This window comes from Leucobacter sp. GX0328 (assembly GCF_053567315.1).
Map to the genome: position 1 here is coordinate 490,781 of NZ_JBSGPC010000001.1, position 19,641 is coordinate 510,421.

General features: G+C 70.8%; 19 protein-coding genes and 1 tRNA gene. 8 read left to right on the plus strand and 12 right to left on the minus strand.

The features are described 5' to 3' along the window. Nucleotides 1-7: 7 nt before the first annotated feature. Nucleotides 8-619 (minus strand): GNAT family N-acetyltransferase, encoded by a 612-nt coding sequence (locus ACUYTF_RS02225; RefSeq protein ID WP_449279263.1) that lies wholly within the window; start codon nucleotides 617-619, stop codon nucleotides 8-10. Further along, on the minus strand, nucleotides 616-1,563 hold the full coding sequence (locus ACUYTF_RS02230; RefSeq protein ID WP_449279264.1) for a UTP--glucose-1-phosphate uridylyltransferase: 948 nt from the start codon (nucleotides 1,561-1,563) through the stop codon (nucleotides 616-618). Before ACUYTF_RS02230 ends, ACUYTF_RS02225 begins: the two co-directional genes overlap by 4 nt. 96 nt (nucleotides 1,564-1,659) lie before the next feature. On the opposite strand from ACUYTF_RS02230, the gene ACUYTF_RS02235 reads away from it, so the two are divergent. Next, nucleotides 1,660-2,277: a 5-formyltetrahydrofolate cyclo-ligase gene (locus ACUYTF_RS02235; protein WP_449279265.1), complete on the plus strand. Its 618-nt coding sequence runs from the start codon at nucleotides 1,660-1,662 to the stop codon at nucleotides 2,275-2,277. 11 nt (nucleotides 2,278-2,288) lie between these two features. Further along, complete coding sequence (locus ACUYTF_RS02240; RefSeq protein WP_434141023.1) at nucleotides 2,289-2,627, plus strand: FmdB family zinc ribbon protein; 339 nt, start codon at nucleotides 2,289-2,291, stop codon at nucleotides 2,625-2,627. Between the two features lie 410 nt (nucleotides 2,628-3,037). Here ACUYTF_RS02240 and ACUYTF_RS02245 read toward each other — a convergent pair whose 3' ends face one another. From ACUYTF_RS02245 to ACUYTF_RS02260, 4 genes are all read right to left on the minus strand, one after another. After that, nucleotides 3,038-6,766 (minus strand): AAA family ATPase, encoded by a 3,729-nt coding sequence (locus ACUYTF_RS02245; RefSeq protein ID WP_449279266.1) that lies wholly within the window; start codon nucleotides 6,764-6,766, stop codon nucleotides 3,038-3,040. Between the two features lie 133 nt (nucleotides 6,767-6,899). After that, a complete protein-coding gene (locus ACUYTF_RS02250) occupies nucleotides 6,900-7,289 on the minus strand; it encodes a cupin domain-containing protein (RefSeq protein WP_434141020.1) in 390 nt (129 codons plus the stop codon). Between the two features lie 66 nt (nucleotides 7,290-7,355). Then, nucleotides 7,356-7,568: an HPP family protein gene (locus tag ACUYTF_RS02255; protein ID WP_434141018.1), complete on the minus strand. Its 213-nt coding sequence runs from the start codon at nucleotides 7,566-7,568 to the stop codon at nucleotides 7,356-7,358. A 9-nt stretch (nucleotides 7,569-7,577) separates the two neighbouring features. Next, nucleotides 7,578-8,354, minus strand: a complete 777-nt coding sequence (locus ACUYTF_RS02260; protein ID WP_449279267.1) for a CYTH domain-containing protein — start codon at nucleotides 8,352-8,354, stop codon at nucleotides 7,578-7,580. A gap of 40 nt (nucleotides 8,355-8,394) precedes the next feature. Here ACUYTF_RS02260 and ACUYTF_RS02265 point away from each other — a divergent pair, with 40 nt between their 5' ends. The 5 genes from ACUYTF_RS02265 (at nucleotide 8,395) to ACUYTF_RS02285 (ending at nucleotide 13,380) form a co-directional block, all read left to right on the plus strand. Next, a complete protein-coding gene (locus ACUYTF_RS02265) occupies nucleotides 8,395-8,961 on the plus strand; it encodes a hypothetical protein (protein ID WP_449279268.1) in 567 nt (188 codons plus the stop codon). Nucleotides 8,962-9,215: 254 nt separating this feature from the next. Next, nucleotides 9,216-10,160 carry a helix-turn-helix domain-containing protein gene (locus tag ACUYTF_RS02270; protein ID WP_449279269.1) on the plus strand — a complete coding sequence of 315 codons (945 nt, stop codon included), beginning with the start codon at nucleotides 9,216-9,218 and terminating at the stop codon, nucleotides 10,158-10,160. A 45-nt stretch (nucleotides 10,161-10,205) separates the two neighbouring features. Beyond that, nucleotides 10,206-10,844: a TetR family transcriptional regulator gene (locus ACUYTF_RS02275; RefSeq protein WP_449279270.1), complete on the plus strand. Its 639-nt coding sequence runs from the start codon at nucleotides 10,206-10,208 to the stop codon at nucleotides 10,842-10,844. Next, nucleotides 10,841-11,725: an ATP-binding cassette domain-containing protein gene (locus tag ACUYTF_RS02280; protein WP_449279271.1), complete on the plus strand. Its 885-nt coding sequence runs from the start codon at nucleotides 10,841-10,843 to the stop codon at nucleotides 11,723-11,725. Before ACUYTF_RS02275 ends, ACUYTF_RS02280 begins: the two co-directional genes overlap by 4 nt. Further along, entirely contained in the window at nucleotides 11,722-13,380 is a 1,659-nt protein-coding gene (locus ACUYTF_RS02285) for an ABC transporter permease subunit (RefSeq protein WP_449279272.1), read from the plus strand. The genes ACUYTF_RS02280 and ACUYTF_RS02285 overlap by 4 nt, the downstream gene beginning before the upstream one ends. A 15-nt stretch (nucleotides 13,381-13,395) precedes the next feature. Here ACUYTF_RS02285 and ACUYTF_RS02290 read toward each other — a convergent pair whose 3' ends face one another. The 5 genes from ACUYTF_RS02290 to ACUYTF_RS02310 form a co-directional block, all read right to left on the minus strand. Further along, entirely contained in the window at nucleotides 13,396-14,160 is a 765-nt protein-coding gene (locus tag ACUYTF_RS02290) for a formylglycine-generating enzyme family protein (protein WP_449279273.1), read from the minus strand. Nucleotides 14,161-14,333: 173 nt separating this feature from the next. Continuing rightward, nucleotides 14,334-14,406, minus strand: a tRNA-Arg gene (locus tag ACUYTF_RS02295). Between the two features lie 114 nt (nucleotides 14,407-14,520). Next, entirely contained in the window at nucleotides 14,521-15,234 is a 714-nt protein-coding gene (locus ACUYTF_RS02300; protein WP_434141003.1) for an NlpC/P60 family protein, read from the minus strand. Between the two features lie 323 nt (nucleotides 15,235-15,557). Then, nucleotides 15,558-16,910, minus strand: a complete 1,353-nt coding sequence (gene gdhA / locus ACUYTF_RS02305) for an NADP-specific glutamate dehydrogenase (protein WP_434141001.1) — start codon at nucleotides 16,908-16,910, stop codon at nucleotides 15,558-15,560. 81 nt (nucleotides 16,911-16,991) lie between these two features. Then, complete coding sequence (locus ACUYTF_RS02310) at nucleotides 16,992-17,684, minus strand: metal-dependent transcriptional regulator (RefSeq protein ID WP_449279274.1); 693 nt, start codon at nucleotides 17,682-17,684, stop codon at nucleotides 16,992-16,994. A 96-nt stretch (nucleotides 17,685-17,780) separates the two neighbouring features. Between ACUYTF_RS02310 and serC the strand changes: the two genes are divergently transcribed. Beyond that, nucleotides 17,781-18,896, plus strand: a complete 1,116-nt coding sequence (serC, locus tag ACUYTF_RS02315; RefSeq protein ID WP_449279275.1) for a phosphoserine transaminase — start codon at nucleotides 17,781-17,783, stop codon at nucleotides 18,894-18,896. 58 nt (nucleotides 18,897-18,954) lie between these two features. Here the strand turns inward: serC and ACUYTF_RS02320 are convergent, their stop codons facing one another. Further along, a complete protein-coding gene (locus tag ACUYTF_RS02320; RefSeq protein ID WP_449279276.1) occupies nucleotides 18,955-19,632 on the minus strand; it encodes a DUF3027 domain-containing protein in 678 nt (225 codons plus the stop codon). Between the last annotated feature and the right edge of the window lie 9 nt (nucleotides 19,633-19,641).

Consider the following 19,641-nt stretch of genomic DNA (forward strand, 5'->3'; position numbering starts at 1 on the left):
GAAGCGGTCAAGATCGGTGCGCGAGCCTCCCGAGCATCCCGCCGTCCGTCTCGTCGCGGGTCACCGCGAAGCAGTCGTGATCGCGCCATGCGCCGTCGATGTGGATGTAGGCGTGGCGCCGCCCCTCGAAGCGCAGCCCGAGCTTCTCGACGACCCGGCGCGAGGCGTCGTTCTCGGGCCTCAGGCAGATTTCGATGCGGTGCAGGCCGAGGTGCGAGAACGCGTGGTCGATGGCGAGCGCGACGGCCGTGGGCGTGATGCCCCGCCCCGCGACGCTCTGCGCCACCCAGTAGCCGATCTGCGCCGAGCACAGCGCCCCGCCGCTGATCTCGGAGATGCTCAGCTGCCCGACGACCGCGTCGTCGTACGTCATGACGAGCGGTACGCCGCGGCCGGTGCGCAGCTGCTTGCGCATGGCACGGATGGTGGGGCGCATCGACACCGAGCCGGGCTCGATGCCGCGGCCCGACGGGTGCGTCGCCTCCCACCGCACGAGCCACTCGCGGTTCTCGCGCAGCAGTCGTTCGAGCGCGGCCGCATCCGAGACCCGGATGAGGCGCAGGCCGATACGGCCCTCGCGCATCGGCGGGGGCGGTTCGAGCGGGCGCGGGGGCGTCACGATCGGTGCTGCGGCTCCGGGGCCTCGGCCGCGCGGCGGGCGCGCAGGCGTTCGGCGAAATCGAGCACCCAGTCGCCGACCTCGTCGCCGATCTCGGGATGATCGACGCCGAGCAGCACGTTCGCCTTGATCCAGTCGGCGCGGTCGCCCGTGTCGTAGCGTCGGCCGCGGAAGACGACGCCGTAGACGGGGCCATCGCCCTTGCCCTCGGCGAGGTGGTTGAGCGCGTCGGTGAGCTGGATCTCGCCGCCACGCCCCGGCCCGAGGCCGTCGAGGATGTCGAAGATCTCGGGGCGCAGCACGTAGCGGCCGATCACCGCGAGGTTCGAGGGCGCGTCGGCCGCGGCCGGCTTCTCGACGAGGCCGGTCACCCGCACCACGTCGGGGTCGTCGGTCCTCTCGACCGCGGCGCAGCCGTAGAGGTGGATGGCGCTCTGCGGCACCTCCATGAGCGCGATCACGGTCGCGCCGCGCGCATCGTGCTCGGCGATCATCCGGTCGATCAGCGGGTCGCGGGCGTCGATGAGATCGTCACCGAGCAGCACCGCGAACGACTCGTCGCCGACGTGCTGCCGTGCGCGCCCGACCGCGTGGCCGAGGCCGAGCGGCTGCCCCTGGCGCAGGAAGTGCACGTCGGCGAGCTCGCTCGCCTCGTGCACCTTGTTGAGCTTCGCCTCGTCGCCCTTGTTCGCGAGCGTCGATTCGAGCTCGGGCACGCTGTCGAAGTGGTTCGAGAGGTTGCCCTTGTTGCGCCCGGTGATGACGAGCACGTCGCGCAGGCCCGCCGAAACGGCCTCCTCGACGACGTACTGGATCGCCGGCTTGTCGACGATCGGCAGCATCTCCTTCGGCATCGCCTTCGTCGCGGGCAGGAAGCGCGTGCCGAGACCAGCGGCCGGGATGACGGCCTTCGTGACATTCGTCGATGCTGCATTCTGAGACATGTAACCTCCGGAATCTCGCGGGCTGATACCCACACCATATTCCATAGGAATGACATGGCTCGCGAACGGGCTGCCCGGCGGCCTATCCTGAGGCATATGGAGGCACCGGAACCCGCCGCACCGCCCGAACCGTCGTTCGTCGCCGAGAAGCGCCGCATCCGCGGCGAGGTGCGACGGCGCCGGCGATCCCTGTCGCCCGAGCAGCGGCTCGCGGCGGCCGCCGGGCTCGCGGAGCACCTCGCGCGGCTCGTGCGCGAGACGGGGGCGCGGTCGCTGTCGTGCTATCTCGCGATGCCGGGCGAGCCCGACACCGCCGCGTTCCTCGAATGGGCGACGGGCACGGGCCTCGATGTACTGCTGCCGAAGTCGCTCGAGGGCCACCGGCTCGGCTGGATCAGGCCCGACGGCCGCGGCACCGTCGTCGGCGCCCACGGCATCAGCGAACCGATCGGCGAACTGCTGCCGGGCACGGCGGTCGGCGATGTCGACCTCATGCTCATCCCGGCCTCGGCGGTCGATCTGCGCGGCATGCGCATGGGGTGGGGCCTCGGCTACTACGACCGCTGCATCGCGTCGCTCGAGCGGCGGCCCCCGATATTCGCGATCGTGCACGACGACGAGGTGCTGCCCGAGATCCCTGCGGAGCCCCACGATTCTCCCGTCGACGGCGCGGTCACCCCGAGCCGGGTCATCCGCTTCGCCCCGCGGGGGTAAGATCTGAGATCGTGCCTACCTATGCCTATCGCTGCGCCGATTGCGACCATGCCTTCGACATCTACCAGTCGTTCTCGGACGACGCGCTGACGATCTGCCCCGAGTGCGGCGGCACGCTGCGCAAGGTGTTCGGCTCGCTCGGCGTCACCTTCAACGGGTCGGGCTTCTACCGCACCGATTCGCGGGCCGGGTCGGGGTCGGGCTCCGGGTCGGGGTCGGGCTCCGGTGGTTCGGGCTCGTCGTCCTCGAGCGCATCCGGCCAGGGATCATCGAGCTCATCGTCGGGCTCGTCTTCGGGCTCGTCATCGTCGAGCTCCGCTTCCTCGGGCCCGTCGAGCTCAGCCTCCTAGCGAGCTGCTTCCCCGGCGCCACTCCGCCCGTGCCACTTCCCCGCGCCATTCCCCGCGCGAGTGTATACCTCCAGAGCGAGCGTGCAGCGCGATCACGGCATTCCGGGTGCACGCTCGCACTGCACCTGCACACTCGCGCCGTCAGGGATCGCCGCGCCCGCCGCTACCCCCAGTGCGGCGGGCGGTCGCGCTTGAGCCGCGCCTCGTTCTCGCCGGCCGCGCGCTGCGCCGACGGCTCGCCCCAGCCCTCGGGGGCGTCTTCTGCCGCGCGCGAGTTCAACGGATGCCGCGACGGCGACGGGTCGACACCCGCAGCGGCGGGCCTCGTCGCACGGCGATGAGACCCGCGGCGCCGCGCAGACCGCTCCTCGGTTTGCGCGGCAGGCTGAGGCTCGGGCGCTGACCCCGCTTCACTCACCCGAGGTCACGACCTCGGGTTCGCACCCGATGATGCGCGCGATACGATGGGCGACCTCGTCGGGGTCGGCGAACAGATCGAAGCTGTGCACGCGGTAGTAGTGCCAGCCGAGACGGCGCAGCACCGCCGGCCGCAGCCGCAGCGAGTCGCGCAGGCTGTCGCCCTCACCGAGGTCGATCTCGACGGCGATGGCGCGCTCGCCGAACGACGCCGCGAGCGGGATCACTCCGCGATAGTCGAGCGTGACCTCGAGGCCGAGGTGCTCGAGCCGGTCGGCGAGCTCGCCGATCATCGGGTCGCGCTCCGCCGGCAGCGACAGGGGCTCGGGCTCCGGGTGCTCGAAGGCGAGCAGCTCGGCGAGCTCGATGACGCCGTGCTTGATGCGGTTCGCGTCGAGGTCTTCGGGCTTGAAGCAGCTGACGATGGTCATGGCGCGGCGGGCGCGGGTGATGGCGACCGCGAGCAGGCGCTCACCGCCGGGCCGGCCCAGCGCACCGAAGTTCGAGAGCACACGGCCGTGCGGGGTGCGGCCGTAGCCGATCGAGAAGATGACGCGGTCGCGACTCTGCGCGGTCGCCTGCTCGAGGGTGAGCACCGCGAACGGTTCGGCGCGGGCGCCGAGCAGGAAGTCGCGGTACTGCGGGAACTTCGAGAACGCCTGCAGCACGGCCTGGTAGACGCGCACGGAGTGGCGCGCGCTCGCAGTGATGACCATGAGCGACTCGCCAGCGCGCTCGCTCGCGTGCTCGAGCACGAGCTGCACGACGCGGTCGACCTCGGCGTCGGTGCTCTCGACCGCGCCCGACTGCTGGTCGGGCAGGCCCTGACCGCCCGGCACGAACTCGTAGGTGAGGCTCGAGTGGCCGAGGAAGCTGCCGGCCCACGGCAGCGACTGGATGGCGCCGTCGTAGAAGCGGGTATTGACGAGATCGGTGAGGTCTTCGCCGCCGGCGCGGTAGCTGCGGGTGAGCGAGAGCGTCGGCAGCACGGCCTCGAGCTGCGCGAAGGTCGACGCTGCGTGCATCGCTTCGACGTCTTCGTTCTCGCTCGGGCCGGTGTCGCCGACCGAGACCGCGAAGGGCGCGGGGCTCTGCGTCACCGTGTCGCCGAACGCGACGACCTGCGATGCGCGACGCAGCGCGCCGAGGTTCTCGACGAGGGTCGTGGCGCCGGCGTCGACGATGAGCGCGGTGTCGAAGCGCAGCGAATCGGGCAGCTGCGGCACCTCGTAGGGCGACATCATCCACACGGGCGCGAGCGAGCCGAGCAGGTTCGGGGCGCGCTGGGCGAGGGAGCCGATCGAGGCGTAGCCGCCGCGCAGCACCTCGCGCAGGGCGAGGGCTTCCTGACGGTAGTCGAGCACGGCGACGCGCCAGGCGTCGGCGAGGGTCGCGGCGAGGCCAGCGCCGTTCGCGCCGGCATGGGCGTCGTCGACGAGGCGGAAGTCGGCTTCGAGCCGTTCGAGCACGCTCGTGTTCGCGCTGAGCAGGGCCTGGTTGGTCTGCAGCATGCGTTCGAGCGCCGACTGCCACCAGGCGAGCTCGAGCTCGGCGGCAACGTCCTCGGCGGGGATGTGGCGCGACGACAGGTCGTCGAGCAGCGGTTCGAGGCCCTGGGCGCGCAACCGCTCGACGATCGCGGTGCGCTCCTGGATGTTCTGGAGCACCTCGGATTCGCGCGAGAGGTCGGCGATGCGGTTCGCGAGCGCGCCGAGCGAGAGGTTCTTCATGCGCTCGGATTCGTGCGCGGTGCCGAGCACCCGGTCGAGCTCGTCGAGATCCTGGTAGGCGGCCTGGAAGGCGACGACGACGTCGGAGATGCCGAGCGGCACCTCGGGGCGGGCGCCGGCGATGGCCGAGTAGCGCTGCCAGAGCACGCGCTGCTGCTGGATCTGCACGAGACGCGAATACATGTCGCCGACGGTGACACCGGGGCGCACGTACTCGCGCGCGAGCTTCTTCAGGCGGCGCTTGTTGGCCGAGGTCATCTCTTCGTTGCCGCGCGGGGCGTGGGCGGCGATGACTTCGGTGAGGGATCGGTCGTACACCTCGTGCGTGAAGCGGTCGAGGGTGTCGCGCACGCCCATGAGCAGGCGCAGGTAGATGCCGAGCTCGGCGATGGTGGCGTAGGGACGCATCGGGGTCTGGCCGATGACCTCGTTCGCCATCGAGATGAGACGGGGCAGCTGCGACTCGCCGAGGTCGACCGCGAGGCGGTACGCCGTGCGGGCCTCGTCGGTGCTCGCGAAGTCGACGCCGTACCACGGCGAATCCTCGGGGCCGTACTGGAACTGGCCGAGACGCGCGACCTCGGTCAGCGACTCGGCGACCGAGCTGCGGTCGAGGGTGAGCCGGCTGAGCGCTTCGTCGTCGAGGCGCACGGTGGTCGCAGGCGGCTGTTCGCCGAGCGAAAGCGTCGTGAGGCGGCGCAGCGCGTCGAGCGGCGACGCGCCGAAGCGCTCGTCGGGGGTCTCGAGCGCGGTCTGGTAGTCGAGCAGCACGCCGCGCAGGCGCACGAGCGCCTCGTCGACCTCGCGCATCTGCTCGGGGGCGGCGTTCTCGTTGCGGCTGATCGACTCGACGAGGTTGCGGCGCAGGCGGCTCGGAGTGACCGCCAGTCCGGGCAGGCCCGCCCGGGTGAGCCGGTGCGTGATGCCATCGAGCGTCGCACGGCGCGGCGAGACGACGAGCACGCGCTTACCCGCGCGCACGAGGTTGCCGATAGCGTTCACGACGGTCTGGGTGCCGCCGGTGCCGGGGAGCGTGCGCACCGCGATCGAGTGGCCGGCGTCGATCTGCGCGAGCACGTCGTCCTGTTCGGCGTCGGCGTCGTAGAGGCAGCGATCGGTGTCGGGCGCGCGCTCGTCGGCGGGCAGCGGGCTGGCCGGGCGGTACGCCTCGGCGAGGCGCTGCTTCGCGGGCTCGTTGCCGCACACGGCTTCGAGGATCGGCTGGTCGAGATCCCGGGCGTCGGCGACCATGCCCTGAGACACGTTGTGGAACGACGAGACCACGAGCCTCGGCTGCACCATGAAATCGGGGACGCCGGCGACCATCTGGCGCAGGCGGTCGATCACGGGCTGCGGCTTGAAGACTCCCTCGGACTGCGACAGCTCGATCAGCGATCGTGCATCGAGCGTGATGCCGAACTGCTCGCGCAGGGCGCGGATCAGTTCGGAGTTGACGACCGGGAACTGCTTCAGCTTGAGTTCGTAGTCGCGGCCGTAGCGGCGGATCGCGAGCGGGCGCAGCAGCACCGGCGCGCAGAAATCTTCGCCCTCGTACGACCACTTCGCGATGCCCACGCCGAGGTTGACGGTCTCGAGCCCGCGCACGGTGCGCATCTCGATCGCCTTGTCGGTGACCCGCCCGGCTGCGGCGCGCGCGTGGCGCAGCGCCAGGTCGTCGCGGATGAGGGCCGACAGCAGGATCTTGTTGCCGGTGATGAACTGGGGCAGCCCTCCGGGGTGCGTGGTCGAGAGCTCGATGCGGTTCGCGGGCCGATCGTCGAAGTGCAGGAGCGGGTTGCGGCCGCCGATGCCGGCGAGCTCGCGCCGCCACTTCGAGTGCTCGTCGGCGTAGGAGTCGACGAGCGAGACGGGGCCGGTGAGGTGCGCCGTGAGGTCTTCGGGAGGCGCCGCTTTCGGCGATGGATCGGGTGCGGTCGCGAGGGCGCCCTCGTTCCGAGGCTGCTCAGCCTCGGTCGCCGTCTGATCCGGCATTCCCTTGTCGCGACCATTGGCATTGTTCTGCCGTCGCCGATCTACGCTCCACACACGGCCACCATATGCGCAATGGCCGGGATTCAGCGCAACTCGCCCGGAGTTTCGTCGCGAGACTCGGGGAGTTCGAAGGTCACGCCTCGGCGATGTACACCTTGCGGATGTGATCCTCGACCGTCCATCGCGTCTGCGTGCCCGCGACGAGGCGCATCGTGTCGCCCGGGCCGACCTCGATCGCGGTGCCCGCGGCGACCGTGCCGTTATCGATCTCGGGGCCGCCGAGCAGCTCGATCGTCGCCCCGCCCGAGAGCACGACGAAGAACTCGTCGACCTCGGTGTCGGTCACGACGCCGCCGCGCAGCTCCCAGATACCGAGCGCGGCACCGGCGATGCCGCCGAGCTCGAGCGTGCCCTGGCGGGGCTCGCCCGACACCACGTCGGCAGCGGGTACGGCGTCGAGCGCGACCTCGGCCGCGATACCTCGTACGACATCGTTGCGCCCCTCGGGCAGCAGTGCACTCACAGCGATCTCCTCAGATCTGTCGGTTCGTTCCCGCGACACCTGCACGGTGGTCGGCGGCGGTTCGGGTCAGCGGCCCGGCGGCGGTTTCATGATGGCGCCCGTGGCGAGCCCCATCGCGACGCCCGCGGGCAGCCACAGCCAGAATTCGGTCAGCAGGCTGAGCACGAGACCGACGACGGCGCCCATGACGAGGCCGACGATGATCTGCTTGCGCCGGGCCTTCGGGTCGACCTTGTCGCCGCCCCGGGCATCGCGCCCGCCTTTGCGGTTCGTGCTCATGGCTCCAGCCTAGCGGGGCGCGGGGTCGTTCTGCGCGTCGGCGGCGAGGCCGGCTGCGAGGTCGTCGGCCTCCATCGCGCGCAGACGAGCGAGCGTCGCGTCGTCGGCGCCCGCGGCCAGCGCCCAGGGCACCAGGCGGCCCGTCGCCCGGGCGATCTTCGCGGGGCTGGGCGACGCCGAAGCTCCGGCCTCGCAGAGCAGCGCTTCGAGCACGTCGAGCAGTGCGGTATCTGCACCGGGCACGAGCTCGGCTTCCCATTCCCGCCAGGCGCGGTGCGCTCCGGTGCGCAGGTCGTGCGTGCGCACCCGGTCGTCGACGAGCTCGATCACGGCGGTCTCGGCTCCGCCGCGCGGGGGAACATCGGGAGTTCTGGGAGCACTGGGAGTACTAGGAGCACTGTGCAGCAGCACCACAGTGCGCTCGGTGCGCAGCTCGGCGAGCGGTGTCAGCTCGGGCTCGGCGCCGATGCGCCGGGCGACCTCGTCGCGCAGACCGGCCGGCATCTCGTCGGATTCGGGCCACTGGAATTCGTGGGCCCCGGTCCGGTTCTTGTGCTTCAGATGCCAGCCGGCATCGGGACCGCCTTCGCGGCGGCGCAGCGCGAGCCGGTGCTGCGCGAGGTCGCCGTGCTCGGTGTCGTAGTAGACGGCGCGCAGTGCGAAGGTGCGCGGCTCGGCGGCGGCGAAGCCAGCGGCGGCGAGCGCGGCGGCGTCGGGCAGTGCGAGCGCGGTCGGTACCTCGTACTTGCGTTCGATCTCGATGGACTCCGTCGGGCGCTCGTTCATGCCACCGATTCTACGGCGCACCCGGAGCTACACTGGCGTGGTGCAGCAGGAGGCGGATCTCGAGGCGGCGGCGGCCGAGGCGGGCGACGCGTGCCGCGAGGCGGCCGCGGCCCTGAGCGCTGCAGCGGTCGCCCCCGAGGCGCTCGCCGAGTATGTCGAGGCGCGGCGGGTGCTGCTCATTTCGCGCCCCGCTCGAATGGTGCCGCTCGGCGAAGTCTGGCGGTTGGGGTCACTGCTGCTCGGCACCGATGCGCGCCTCTACGCGCTGGGCCGCGCGACGCGGGCGGCGGAGCGGGGGCGCCCCAACTACCAGTCGGTCTCGCGCGAGGAGCGGCGCGAGATCGCGGCCGCGGCGCTGCGCGGCGGCTATGCGGCCGGCTCACCGGTCAATTACGATGCCCGGGAGCTGCCGCTCACCCCGGCCGGGGTCACCGGTCTCGCCTCCGCCGACCCGATCGGCGTCGCCCCGACCGGTGCCGGAGATGGCGCCGCAGCCGTCGTGCGGGTGCGGTGGCGCGCGGGCGCTCCGCTCGAGGGGGCGCCGTCGCTGCGCGCGTATCTGCGCGAACGGGTGTCGCTGATCGTGGCGCCGGAGTTCACCGACTGAGCTCGGAGGGGAAGAGCGGCAGCACCCGCCGGAAGCGCTGATTCGGGGGGAAGCAGCGCTGCCGACGGGCCCTGCCTGCACCGAGAGTAGATTCTCGGCGCAGGCCCCCGAACGGTTCTGCGCATATCGGGAGGGCGCTGCGGAAATCGCCAGAACAGTCCCTGATTGCGCAAGAATGACTCATTCTGCGCACGCATCGGAGCCCCGCTCGCGCACCATGGTGAGATTACGCATAGGAGGGGAACATCGCACGCATGGGAGAGATACAGAAGAGTCGGCGGAACGCGCATTTCCGCTACTTTCAGAACCGCGAGTACTGGCATCGCTCGTTCAAGCTGCACGGCGCAGGCGACCTCGCACCGGGCAGCCCGGTGAGCGAGTACCTCGCTGCCGCGAACTTCCAGGTCACGGGCTTCAGCGGGACGCAGGCGACCCGTATGCAGGTGGCGCAGCTCGCCGACATCACGATCGCGCACGCGCACGCACCATCGGGCACCGCCCTCTGGCCGCGAGATGAGATCTCGCGGCACCGAGCGGCGCTCGTGCTCAGCCCGAACGGCGACGTCTCGGTGTCGGGCGCGGGGGTGCTCACCCGCTCCCCCGGCATCGCGCTCATCCCGCCGGGCATCTCCGAGGTGGAGTTCGCTCTCGAGCAGTCGAGCAACGAGCTCGTCTTCATCGGCATGTCCGCGAGCCTCATCGCCGATATCCCGCTCCCCTCGACGACCGACGGCGAGCCGATCGACGCCGGAGTCGTCGACGGCGCGTTCCGCATGCTCACGGCCCTCGCGCAGTCCGCGCGCCGGGAGCCCACCGGCCCGCCCCTCAGGCACGCGGTCGCCGAGATGACGCGCTCCATCGTGCATCTGATGCGGCAGGGGTCGCCGTTGTCGCAGCCGCTCTTCGATCGGGCGACCGAAGCGATCCTGCTCGACATCAGCAACTCGAAGCTCAGCGCCGACACCCTGGCCCCGAGGCTCGGGGTCTCGGCGCGCAGCCTGCAGCTCGAGTTCCAGCGGCACGGCACGACGGTGCAGCGGCACGTACGCGGGTTGCGCGGCGCCGCGGCGACGCGGATGCGGCGCGAGAACGTCGAGATCGATGCGACGACGCTCGCGCAGACGTTCGGCTTCGGCTCGAAATCCGCGCTCTACCGGGCGCTCGCCGAGACCGCGGGCGGCAGCGCCTCCTCTCCGTAATCTTTCCTGATTGCACAAACGTATAAGGAGTTATACGTTCGTGTCATGACGGATGATCGAACGGCCAGAGCGAAGCTGCGCGACGCGGCGATCGAGATCGTCGCCGAGGGGCACTCGCGCGATCTCACCGCCCGCGGCGTCGCCGAGCGCGCCGGGCTCTCGGCCGGGCTCATCAGACACCACTTCGGGTCGATGGCAGCGCTGCTGACCGCTTGCGACGACCATGTGGCCGCGGCGATCAGGCGAATCAAGGAGAGCGCGATCCGCGAAACCCCCGGGTTCGATGCGCTCACGGCGATTCGTGCGAGCGGCGACCCGCACCTCATGGGGTATCTCTCGGCCCGCGTCGCCGACGACAGCCCGCTCATCGACCACCTGGTCGACCTCATCGTCGACGATGCTTCGGCCTATATGGCCGAGGGCACCGAGCTCGGCATCTTCACTCCGACCGCCGACGAGCGGGCCCGCGCGGCAGTGCTCACGGTGTTCGCGCTCGGATCCCTGTCGCTGCACCGCCACCTGAAGCGCCTCATGGGCGTCGACCTGCGCGCCGCCGACCTCACCGCCCAGCCCGGCTTCGCGCGCTACCTGCGCACGCAGATGGAGATCTTCGCCGGCGTCGCGACCCCCGACGCCGCGGCCCGGTACGGCGCCGCGCTCGATGAACTGCAGGAGGAACCATGAATCCGATCGAGACCGCAGGGCTCGCCAAGCGGTACGGCGCGTTCACAGCGCTGAACGACCTCGACCTCGAAGTACGCGCGGGTGAGGTCTTCGGCTTCCTCGGGCCGAACGGCGCGGGCAAATCGACGACGATCCGGTTGCTCATGGGCGAGCTGCGACCGACCGCCGGCACCGCCGCGGTGCTCGGCGCTCCGCCGCGCGACGTCGCGCACCGCAGGCGCCTCGGCTACCTCCCCGCCGACCTCGCGCTGTGGCCAGCGATGACCGGCCGCGAGACGCTGCGGTTCTTCGCGGAGCTGCACGGCGGTGTCGACCGGCGCCGCATCGACGGCCTCGCCGAGCGCCTCGACGCGAACCTCGACAAGCGCGTCGGCGAACTCTCGACCGGCAATCGTCAGAAGATCGGCCTCATCGCCGCGTTCATGCACGACCCCGAACTGCTCATCCTCGACGAGCCGAACGCCGGGCTCGACCCGCTCGTGCAGCACGAGTTCTGGGCGATGATGCGCGAGGCCGCCGCCGACGGCCGCACCGTGTTCCTGTCGAGCCACACGCTCGCCGAGGTCGAACGCGTCGCCGACCGCGTCGGCATCATCAGGCGCGGCTCCCTCGTCGCCGTCGAAGAGGTCGCGGCGATGCGCCGCAAACGGATGCGCCGCATCGAGATCGAGTTCGACGGGGCGCTCGCCGCCGACGATCTCGCCGGCATCGCGGGGGTGCGCGATCTCGAGGTGCTGTCCGACCGCGTCGAGCTGCACTTCGACGGCGACATGGCGCGGCTGCTCGAGGCCGTGACCGCTCGGGCCCGCCTGCGCGACATCCGCACGCAGGAGGCGGAGCTCGAGGACATCTTCCTCACCTACTACCAGGAGGGGTCATGACCGCCGCGGCGGCCCGGGCCGCGGTGCTGCGCCGGGGCCTCGTCTCGGGCTGGAAAGGGCTGCTCATCGCGACTGCCGCGGTCGCCGCGATGCTCGCGCTCGGCCTCGCCGTCTACCGCGACATCGATCTGACCCTCTACGAGCGGCTGCCCGAGGCGGTACGCGCACTCGCCGGCATCCCCGCGCACGCCGACGCGTCGCTCATCGCCTACAACGAGATGCTCGCCTCGATCGGCGCACTCGCCTTCGTCGGGGTCGCCATCTCGATCGGCGCGCGGGCCGTCGCCGGCGAGGAGGAGGCGCGCACGCTGCACCTCGCGCTCGCCCGGCCGATCTCGCGCACGGGCTACGTCGCCGGACGGGGCGCGGCGATGATCGCCCTGATCGTCGCCGGCGGGGCGCTGCTGTGGGCGGTCGCCGAGATCGCACCGCGGGTGCTCGGCGCCGAAACTGGCGACGCGCACCTCTTCGCCCTCGTGGCGCACCTCACGGCCGCCGCCGTCTTCCACGCGTCGCTCGCGTTCGCGATCGGGGCGGCGACGGGCCGCAGGGCCGCCGCGGGCGGGGTGGCCGCGGCCGTCATGGTGCTCGGTTGGCTCGGCGCCGGGCTGCTGCCGATGTGGCGCGAGGGGGCGGCCGACTGGATCCCGTGGTCTTGGTTCAACGGCGCGACGCCGCTCGTGAACGGTGTCGACGGCGCGCGTCTCGCACTGCTGCTGGGCGGAGCCCTCGTGCTGCTCGCCCTCGGCGCGCTCGCCTTCCGCGCGCGCGACCTGCGCCTCACCGCCGGCACCCCGTCGCTGCTGGAACGGCTGCGCGCCATGCCTCGGGTCGGCAGGGTGCTCGCCCCGACCGGGCGGGGCTCGTCGTTCTTCGGGCTGCGTCTCGCCGCCGAGCAGATGCTGCTCGCCTACGTCGTGTTCGTCGTCGGGCTGCTCATGGGGGTCTCGATGCCCCTGCTCTACCGCTCGCTGAGCCGCCTCATGGGCGACTTCGCGGCGACATTCCCGCAGACTCTCGCCGATCTCTTCGGCGGCGGCGACCTCGGCACGGCCGCCGGGTTTCTGCACCTCGAGATCTTCGGCATGGTCGCGCCTGCGGCGGTGATCCTCGTCGCGACGGTCGCCGCGTCGTCGGGCATCGGCGGCGAGGAGCGCGCGCGGCGCATGTCGCTGCTGCTCGCGCAGCCGATCTCGCGCTCACGCGTCTACGGCACCGTCGCGGCCGCCACGGCGGTCGCAGTGCTCGTCGTCGCCGTCGCGCTCTTCCTCGGCAGCTGGGCGGGCATCGCGATCGCCGGCATCGACGTCTCGATCGCGCACCTCGCCGGCGTCTGCGCATTGCTGACGCTCACCGGCTGGTGCTTCGGCGGGCTGGCGCTGCTCGTGACCGCCGCGACGGGGCGCGCTCCGCTCGCCGTCTGGGCGACGGCCGGTGCCGCGGTGGCGTCGTACTTCGGGTACACGCTGCTGCTCGCATCGGGCCACGGGGATGCGGCGTGGTGGTCGCCGATGCGCGCCTATCTGGCCGGGCCGCCCCTCGTGCACGGCATCGCCTGGTGGCAGCCGGTCTGGCTCGCCGTCGCGGCCGTCGCGCTCACCGTCGCAGGCCTGCCGCTCTTCTCGCGGCGCGACCTGCGCCTCTCGGGCGGGTAGGCCCGGCGGCGGCCGTTACGGTCGAGCGCCGCGCGGCGTCCAGCCCGATGGCAGCGGGCCGCCGATCGCGGCGCGCTCGCGATCGGCTTCGGCCGACCAGCCCTGCACGACGGGGCCCGGCGCGAACGCCCCGCGCGCGAGACGCAGCCCGACATCCGGGTGGCTCATGCCGGGAGCGCCGCCGCGGCGCGTCGACGCGCGCACGCTCCAGGCCTCGTCGGCGAATCCGCCACCGCGGAAGACGCGGTAGTCGCCGTACCGGGCGGGGTCGAGCAGATCCCAGCACCACTCCCACACGTTGCCGAGGGCGTCGAAGAGGCCGAAGCCGTTCGGGCGCTTCGCGCCGACGGGGTGCGGCGCATCGACGCCGTCGCGCGACGTCCAGGCCACGGTCTCGAGCGGCGCGTAGTGGGGGCCGCTCGTGCCGGCCCGGCAGGCGTACTCCCACTCGGCCTCGGTGGGCAGCCGGTAGCCGTCGGCGCCGACCCGCCAGCTCACGTCGTCACCGTCGAGAGCATACGCGGGCGCAAGCCCTTCGACGGCGGATGCGGCGTTGCAGAGCGCGATCGCATCGCGCCACGAGAGGTCTGCGAGCGGCACCTGCGGGTCGATCTCGGCGCTCGGTACCGGCCGCGCGGTCAACTGCGCGTACTGCTCGAGGGTGACGGGCACCCGCGCGATCTCGAACGGTTCCAGCCGCACGGTCCATCGACGCTTCCGCCGGGCATCGTGCAGCTCCACTTCGCCCGCGGGCAGGGAAACCAGGTCGATGGGCGGCACGTCCCCATCCTCGCACGGCAGCGCGGGCAACGGGCGGATGTTACGACAGCACGGATCAACGAAGCGCAGCTTCGGTTCCGCACGCGGTGCGGATAGTTCACAACTGGGAACCGCCGAGGTCGCGCTGCGGCGCGACGGCTCTGTTCTTCCGAAGCGATGCTCCGGAAGAACAGTGCCCCTGATAGGAATCGAACCTACGACACCTTCTTTAGGAGAGAAGTGCTCTATCCACTGAGCTACAGAGGCCTGGAGCGCGCACGCACCAAGAGTCGATTCTAGCAGCGCCGGGCCTCGGCGCGTTCACGCGGGTGACGAAAAACGGGCGGGGCCGAAGCCCCGCCCGTTCGAAGAGTCTGCGACTCAGAAGCGCACGACACCGCCGGGGGCGCCGTCGATGAACGCGCCCGCGACGACGGTCTGATTGCCGCCGTAGCCGCCGTGCACGGCCTGGCCGTTGCCGATGTAGACCGCCACGTGGCGACCCGGCCAGATGAGCACGTCGCCCGGGGCGTAGTCGCCGCTCGAGACGAGCGTGCCGCCGAGGGCGGTGTACTCGCCGATCTGGGTACCGAGGTCACCGGCGGGGATGCCGATAGCGCGCAGCGAGTTCTCGACGAGGGCGGTGCAATCCTGCATCACGCCGAGCTGCGCGAGGGCGGCCGAGACGATGCCCGAGGCGCCTGCGCCCGCGGGGATGTCGACGCCCGAGTAGGCCTTGTTCTCGGTCGATGCAGCAGCCTGCTTCTTCGCCTCTTCGGCCTTCGCCTCTTCTTCGGCCAGCTTGGCCTCGGCGGCGAGGATCGCGGCGTCTTCGACGCCTTCGAGGGCGATCGTCGGAACCTCTGCGACTGCGACGTCGGCGGTCTGCAGCGACTGCGCGGGAGCGGAGTAGCCGTCGATGAGCGAAGCGTCGCCCTCCGGTGCCGTCGCGTATGCGGGAAGCGCGAACGTGCCCATCATGCCGAAGCTGAGGGCCGCTGCGCCCGCCATCTGCGCGATACGCTTGCCGGTCGAGGAGGTTGCCTTGGGCGCCTCGCTGGTGAGCGCTAGTGCGGTGCTGGGGGTCTGAGCCACGAGTTTCATCTGCCTTACGTTGAACGAGCTTCGTTTCAGTGGTTGCGACCCTTCGGAAGCCGCGACCGTTCAAGGGTAACCGAAGATAACGGGAATGTCACGCTGAGGTCACGAAAGTCTCGACCTAGGTTGAAACTTGGCGTGATCTCCAGGTTTTCGGACGGTGCGATATCTCGACGCCGAACGATCTCGCGACCCCGGGAGCCGATTCGTGCGGACCGCGCCTCGCGGACGGGAACGGCCGCAGGGCGGCGGCGATCCGTGGAGAGTGCAGCACCCCGGGAATCGCCGCCGCATGAGCGATCAGTCGACGATCATCGTGATCAGATGACGCCCTGCTCGAGCATCGCCTGCGCGACCGTGACGAACGCGGCCGAGTTGGCGCCGAGCACGTAGTCGCCCGGGCGGCCGTACCGCTCCGAGGCGGCGTACGTCTGCGCGTGCACATCGCGCATGATGTCGTGCAGACGGTTCTCGCTCTTGTCGCGGCCCCACTGGGCGCGCGAGGCGTTCTGGCTCATTTCGAGCGCGGAGGTCGCTACGCCGCCCGCGTTCGCGGCCTTGCCCGGCGCGAAGAGCACCCCGGCGTCCTGGAAGAGCTCGACGGCCTCGGGGGTCGTCGGCATGTTCGCGCCCTCGGACACGGCGCGCACGCCGTTGGCGATGAGCGCGCGGGCCGCATCGGCGCCGAGCTCGTTCTGCGTCGCGCACGGGAAGGCGAGGTCGCCCCGCACATCCCACACCGAGCCGCCCTTGATGAAGCGGGCGCCCGGGCGCCGCTCGGCGTAGACGTGGATGCGGGCGCGCTCGACCTCCTTGATCTGCTTCAGCAGTTCGAGGTCGATGCCCTGCTCGTCGACGATGTATCCGCTCGAGTCGGATGCCGTGATCGCCTTGCCGCCGAGCTGCTCGATCTTCTCGATCGCGTAGGTCGCGACGTTGCCCGAGCCCGACACGATCGCGCGGCGCCCCTCGATGCCCTCGCCGGCGCGCAGCAGCATCTCCTCCGCGAAGAAGACCGCGCCGTAACCGGTCGCCTCGGTGCGCACTTCGGAGCCGCCCCAGCTGACGCCCTTGCCGGTGAGCACGCCCGATTCGTAGCGCTGCGTGATGCGGCGGTACTGGCCGAAGAGGTAGCCGATCTCGCGAGCGCCCACGCCGATATCGCCGGCGGGGATATCGGTGTCCTCGCCGATGTGGTGCACGAGCTCCATCATGAAGCTCTGGCAGAAGCGCATGACCTCGGCGTCGCTCTTGCCGGCCGGGTTGAAGTCGGCACCGCCCTTGCCGCCGCCGATGCGCTGCGAGGTGAGCGCGTTCTTGAAGATCTGCTCGAAGCCGAGAAACTTGATGACCGAGAGGTTGACGCTCGGGTGGAAGCGCAGACCGCCCTTGTACGGGCCGAGCGCCGAGTTGAACTGCACACGGAAGCCGCGGTTGACGCGCACGTGGTTCGAATCGTCGGTCCAAGGCACGCGGAAGACGAGCTGGCGCTCGGGCTCGACGAGACGGTCGAGGATGCCTGCCTCGATGTATTCGGGGTGCTCCGCGAACACCGGCGTGAGCGTGTCGAGCACCTCGTGCACGGCCTGCAGGAACTCGGATTCACCGACGCTGCGCTGGCTGACAGTTTCGGCTACGGCGCGCAGATGGGCTTCGGGGGTAGGCAGGGACAATGGGGGACTCCTTGGTCTATCAACTCCAGATCGATGTGGTTTCGCGACTACCCCGGGCAGGGGGGCGGCGTAGGTTCGGCCCTACGACGCAACGAAGATGTGTGCGGCCGTCTCGATGGGGACATCGAGCGCCTCACGCGATCCTTCGACCTCGACGTGCACGATGTCGTCGCGCCGGGTGAAGGAGGCTGTGGAACCGGGCATGATGCCGGCGGTGCTGAACTGCTCGAGCAGCGCGGGGTCGACCTGCAGCGGCTCGGCGAGGCGCTTGACGCGGGCCGTGACCGTGGCTCCGTGCTCGTGCAGCAGGTCGAGGACGCCCGTGACGCCCGTCTGGAACGAGCCGACGCGGGTGATGCCGAGCTCGTCGAGCCCCGGGATCGGGTTGCCGTACGGCGACTCGACGGGGTGGTCGAGGATGCCGAGGATCTTGCGCTCGACGCGCTCGCTCATGACGTGCTCCCACCGGCACGCCTCCTCGTGGACGTACGCCCACTCGAGGCCGATCACGTCCGAGAGCAGCCGTTCGGCGAGCCGGTGCTTGCGCATCACCTGCACGGCCTTGGCGCGACCCGCCTCTGTGAGTTCCAGCCGACGGTCGTCGGTGACGACGACGAGCCCGTCGCGCTGCATGCGGGCGACCGTCTGCGACACCGTCGGGCCCGAGTGGCTGAGGCGCTCCGAGATGCGTGCTCGCAGGGGCACGATGCCCTCTTCCTCGAGTTCGAGAATGGTGCGCAGGTACATTTCGGTGGTATCGATCAGGTCGACCATCTGCACCTCTGTTCCTCGGCTCTCGAGTTTCATCTTAGAGGAACCCGGCTGGGCGGCTGCTCGGGGCGGTGCATCGAGCCGGTAGAGTGGAGTGCCATGGCAGATATCTCCATCCCCCAGGCACTCCTCCCCGAAGACGGCCGCTTCGGCTGCGGCCCGTCGAAGGTGCGAGGCGAGCAGTTGGACCGCCTCGCCTCGCTGCAGCCGCGCGTGCTCGGCACCTCGCACCGCCAGGCGCCGGTGAAGGATCTGGTCGGGAGCGTGCGCGAAGGCCTGCTCGAACTGTTCCGGGCCCCCGAGGGCTACGAGATCCTGCTCGCCAACGGCGGCGCGACCACGTTCTGGGATTCGGCCGTGCACTCGCTCATCGCGCGCCGCAGCCAGCACCTGACCTTCGGCGAGTTCGGCGCGAAGTTCGCTTCGGCGGCTGGCGCGGCCCCCTTCCTCGAAGAGCCCGATATCCGTAACGCCGAGGCCGGTTCGCGCTCGGAGGCGGCGGCGCTCGAAGGCGTCGACGTGTACGCGTACCCGCAGAACGAGACCTCGACGGGCGTGATGGCCCCGGTGCAGCGGGTCTCGGGCGATGAGGGATCGCTGACCGTCATCGACGCGACGAGCGCCGCAGGCGGCATCGATTTCGATGCTTCGCAGGCCGACGTCTACTACTTCTCGCCGCAGAAGAACTTCGCCTCGGACGGCGGCCTCTGGTTCGCGCTCGTATCGCCCGCCGCGCTCGAGCGCATCGAGCGGGTCACCGCGTGCGACCGCTACATCCCATCGACGCTGAACCTCGCGGGCGCGGTCGAGAACTCGCGCAAGAACCAGACCCTCAATACTCCGGCGCTCGCGACGCTCGCGCTCATGGACGAGCAGGTGCGGTGGATCAACGGCGAGGGCGGCCTCGCCTGGGCCGACGCCCGCACCCGCGAATCGTCGCAGCTGCTCTACGACTGGGCCGAGCGCAGCGAGGTCGCGACCCCGTTCGTCGCGAAGGCCGAGCACCGCTCGCAGGTCGTCGTCACGATCGACTTCGACGACAGCGTCGACGCATCGGCGATCTCGAAGGCGCTGCGTGCGAACGGCATCGTCGACACGGAGCCGTACCGCAAGCTCGGCCGCAACCAGCTGCGCGTCGCGACGTTCACGGCGATCGACCCGGCCGATGCGCTCGCGCTCACGAGCTGCATCGACTACGTGCTCGAGCGCCTCTGACACCGAGGAGTCCTGCGAGCCGCTGCGCGGCCGCAGGATCTCCGTGCGCCTGGGGGCGCTACTCCTCTTCGTCGTCGGTGTCGTCGTCGTTCTCTTCGCCTTCGACGTCTTCGGTGAGGTCGAGCTCGTCGGGCTCGTCGAGATCTTCGTCCTCGTCGGAGGCGTCATCCTCGTCATCAGCGTCATCGTCGGCGAACTCGCCGCCCTCGCCCTCGAGGTCGACGCCATCGAGTTCGTCGTCGTAGTCGCTGAAGTCGTTCTCCATGAGGTCGTCTTCGCTGTCGTCCTCATCCGCGAGCTCGGCCGCGGCGGCCTCGGCATCGGCGGCCTCCTCGGCGGCCTGGCGGGCCTGCGCCTCGCGGTACTGGGCCAGGCGCACCGACCACGGCACCCAGTCGGGGGCGACGACCGAGCCGGGGCCGGGCAGCAGCTCGACCTCGAGCACGTTCACCGGCGATTCCTCATCGACGCGCGCGACGGCGGCCGCCCAGCGCCAGCCCGGGTAGCCGGGCAGCCGGCACTCGAAGAACAGCGTGAGCACGTGCTCTTCCTGCACCTCGTGGCCCGCGTCGGCCCCGATCGACGCGGGGTCGGTGATCTCGGCGAGGGCGGCTCGGGCCTGATCCCTGGCGGCGAGCAGCACCGGATCGGCGACGGTCTCGGCAACCTGGGCGGCTTGCTCGGCTTCAGCGCTCTCCGCTGCGTCCACGTTCTCCACGGCTTCAGCGTTCTCCACTGCCCCGTC

Bases quoted from the DNA above. Each gene is read 5' to 3' on its own strand.
- ACUYTF_RS02230 (WP_449279264.1), bottom strand. From the start codon at position 1,563: ATGTCTCAGAATGCAGCATCGACGAATGTCACGAAGGCCGTCATCCCG.
- ACUYTF_RS02235 (WP_449279265.1), top strand. From the start codon at position 1,660: ATGGAGGCACCGGAACCCGCCGCACCGCCCGAACCGTCGTTCGTCGCC.
- ACUYTF_RS02245 (WP_449279266.1), bottom strand. From the start codon at position 6,766: ATGCCGGATCAGACGGCGACCGAGGCTGAGCAGCCTCGGAACGAGGGC.
- ACUYTF_RS02255 (WP_434141018.1), bottom strand. From the start codon at position 7,568: ATGAGCACGAACCGCAAAGGCGGGCGCGATGCCCGGGGCGGCGACAAG.
- ACUYTF_RS02260 (WP_449279267.1), bottom strand. From the start codon at position 8,354: ATGAACGAGCGCCCGACGGAGTCCATCGAGATCGAACGCAAGTACGAG.
- ACUYTF_RS02270 (WP_449279269.1), top strand. From the start codon at position 9,216: ATGGGAGAGATACAGAAGAGTCGGCGGAACGCGCATTTCCGCTACTTT.
- ACUYTF_RS02275 (WP_449279270.1), top strand. From the start codon at position 10,206: ATGACGGATGATCGAACGGCCAGAGCGAAGCTGCGCGACGCGGCGATC.
- ACUYTF_RS02280 (WP_449279271.1), top strand. From the start codon at position 10,841: ATGAATCCGATCGAGACCGCAGGGCTCGCCAAGCGGTACGGCGCGTTC.
- ACUYTF_RS02285 (WP_449279272.1), top strand. From the start codon at position 11,722: ATGACCGCCGCGGCGGCCCGGGCCGCGGTGCTGCGCCGGGGCCTCGTC.
- ACUYTF_RS02310 (WP_449279274.1), bottom strand. From the start codon at position 17,684: ATGGTCGACCTGATCGATACCACCGAAATGTACCTGCGCACCATTCTC.
- serC (WP_449279275.1), top strand. From the start codon at position 17,781: ATGGCAGATATCTCCATCCCCCAGGCACTCCTCCCCGAAGACGGCCGC.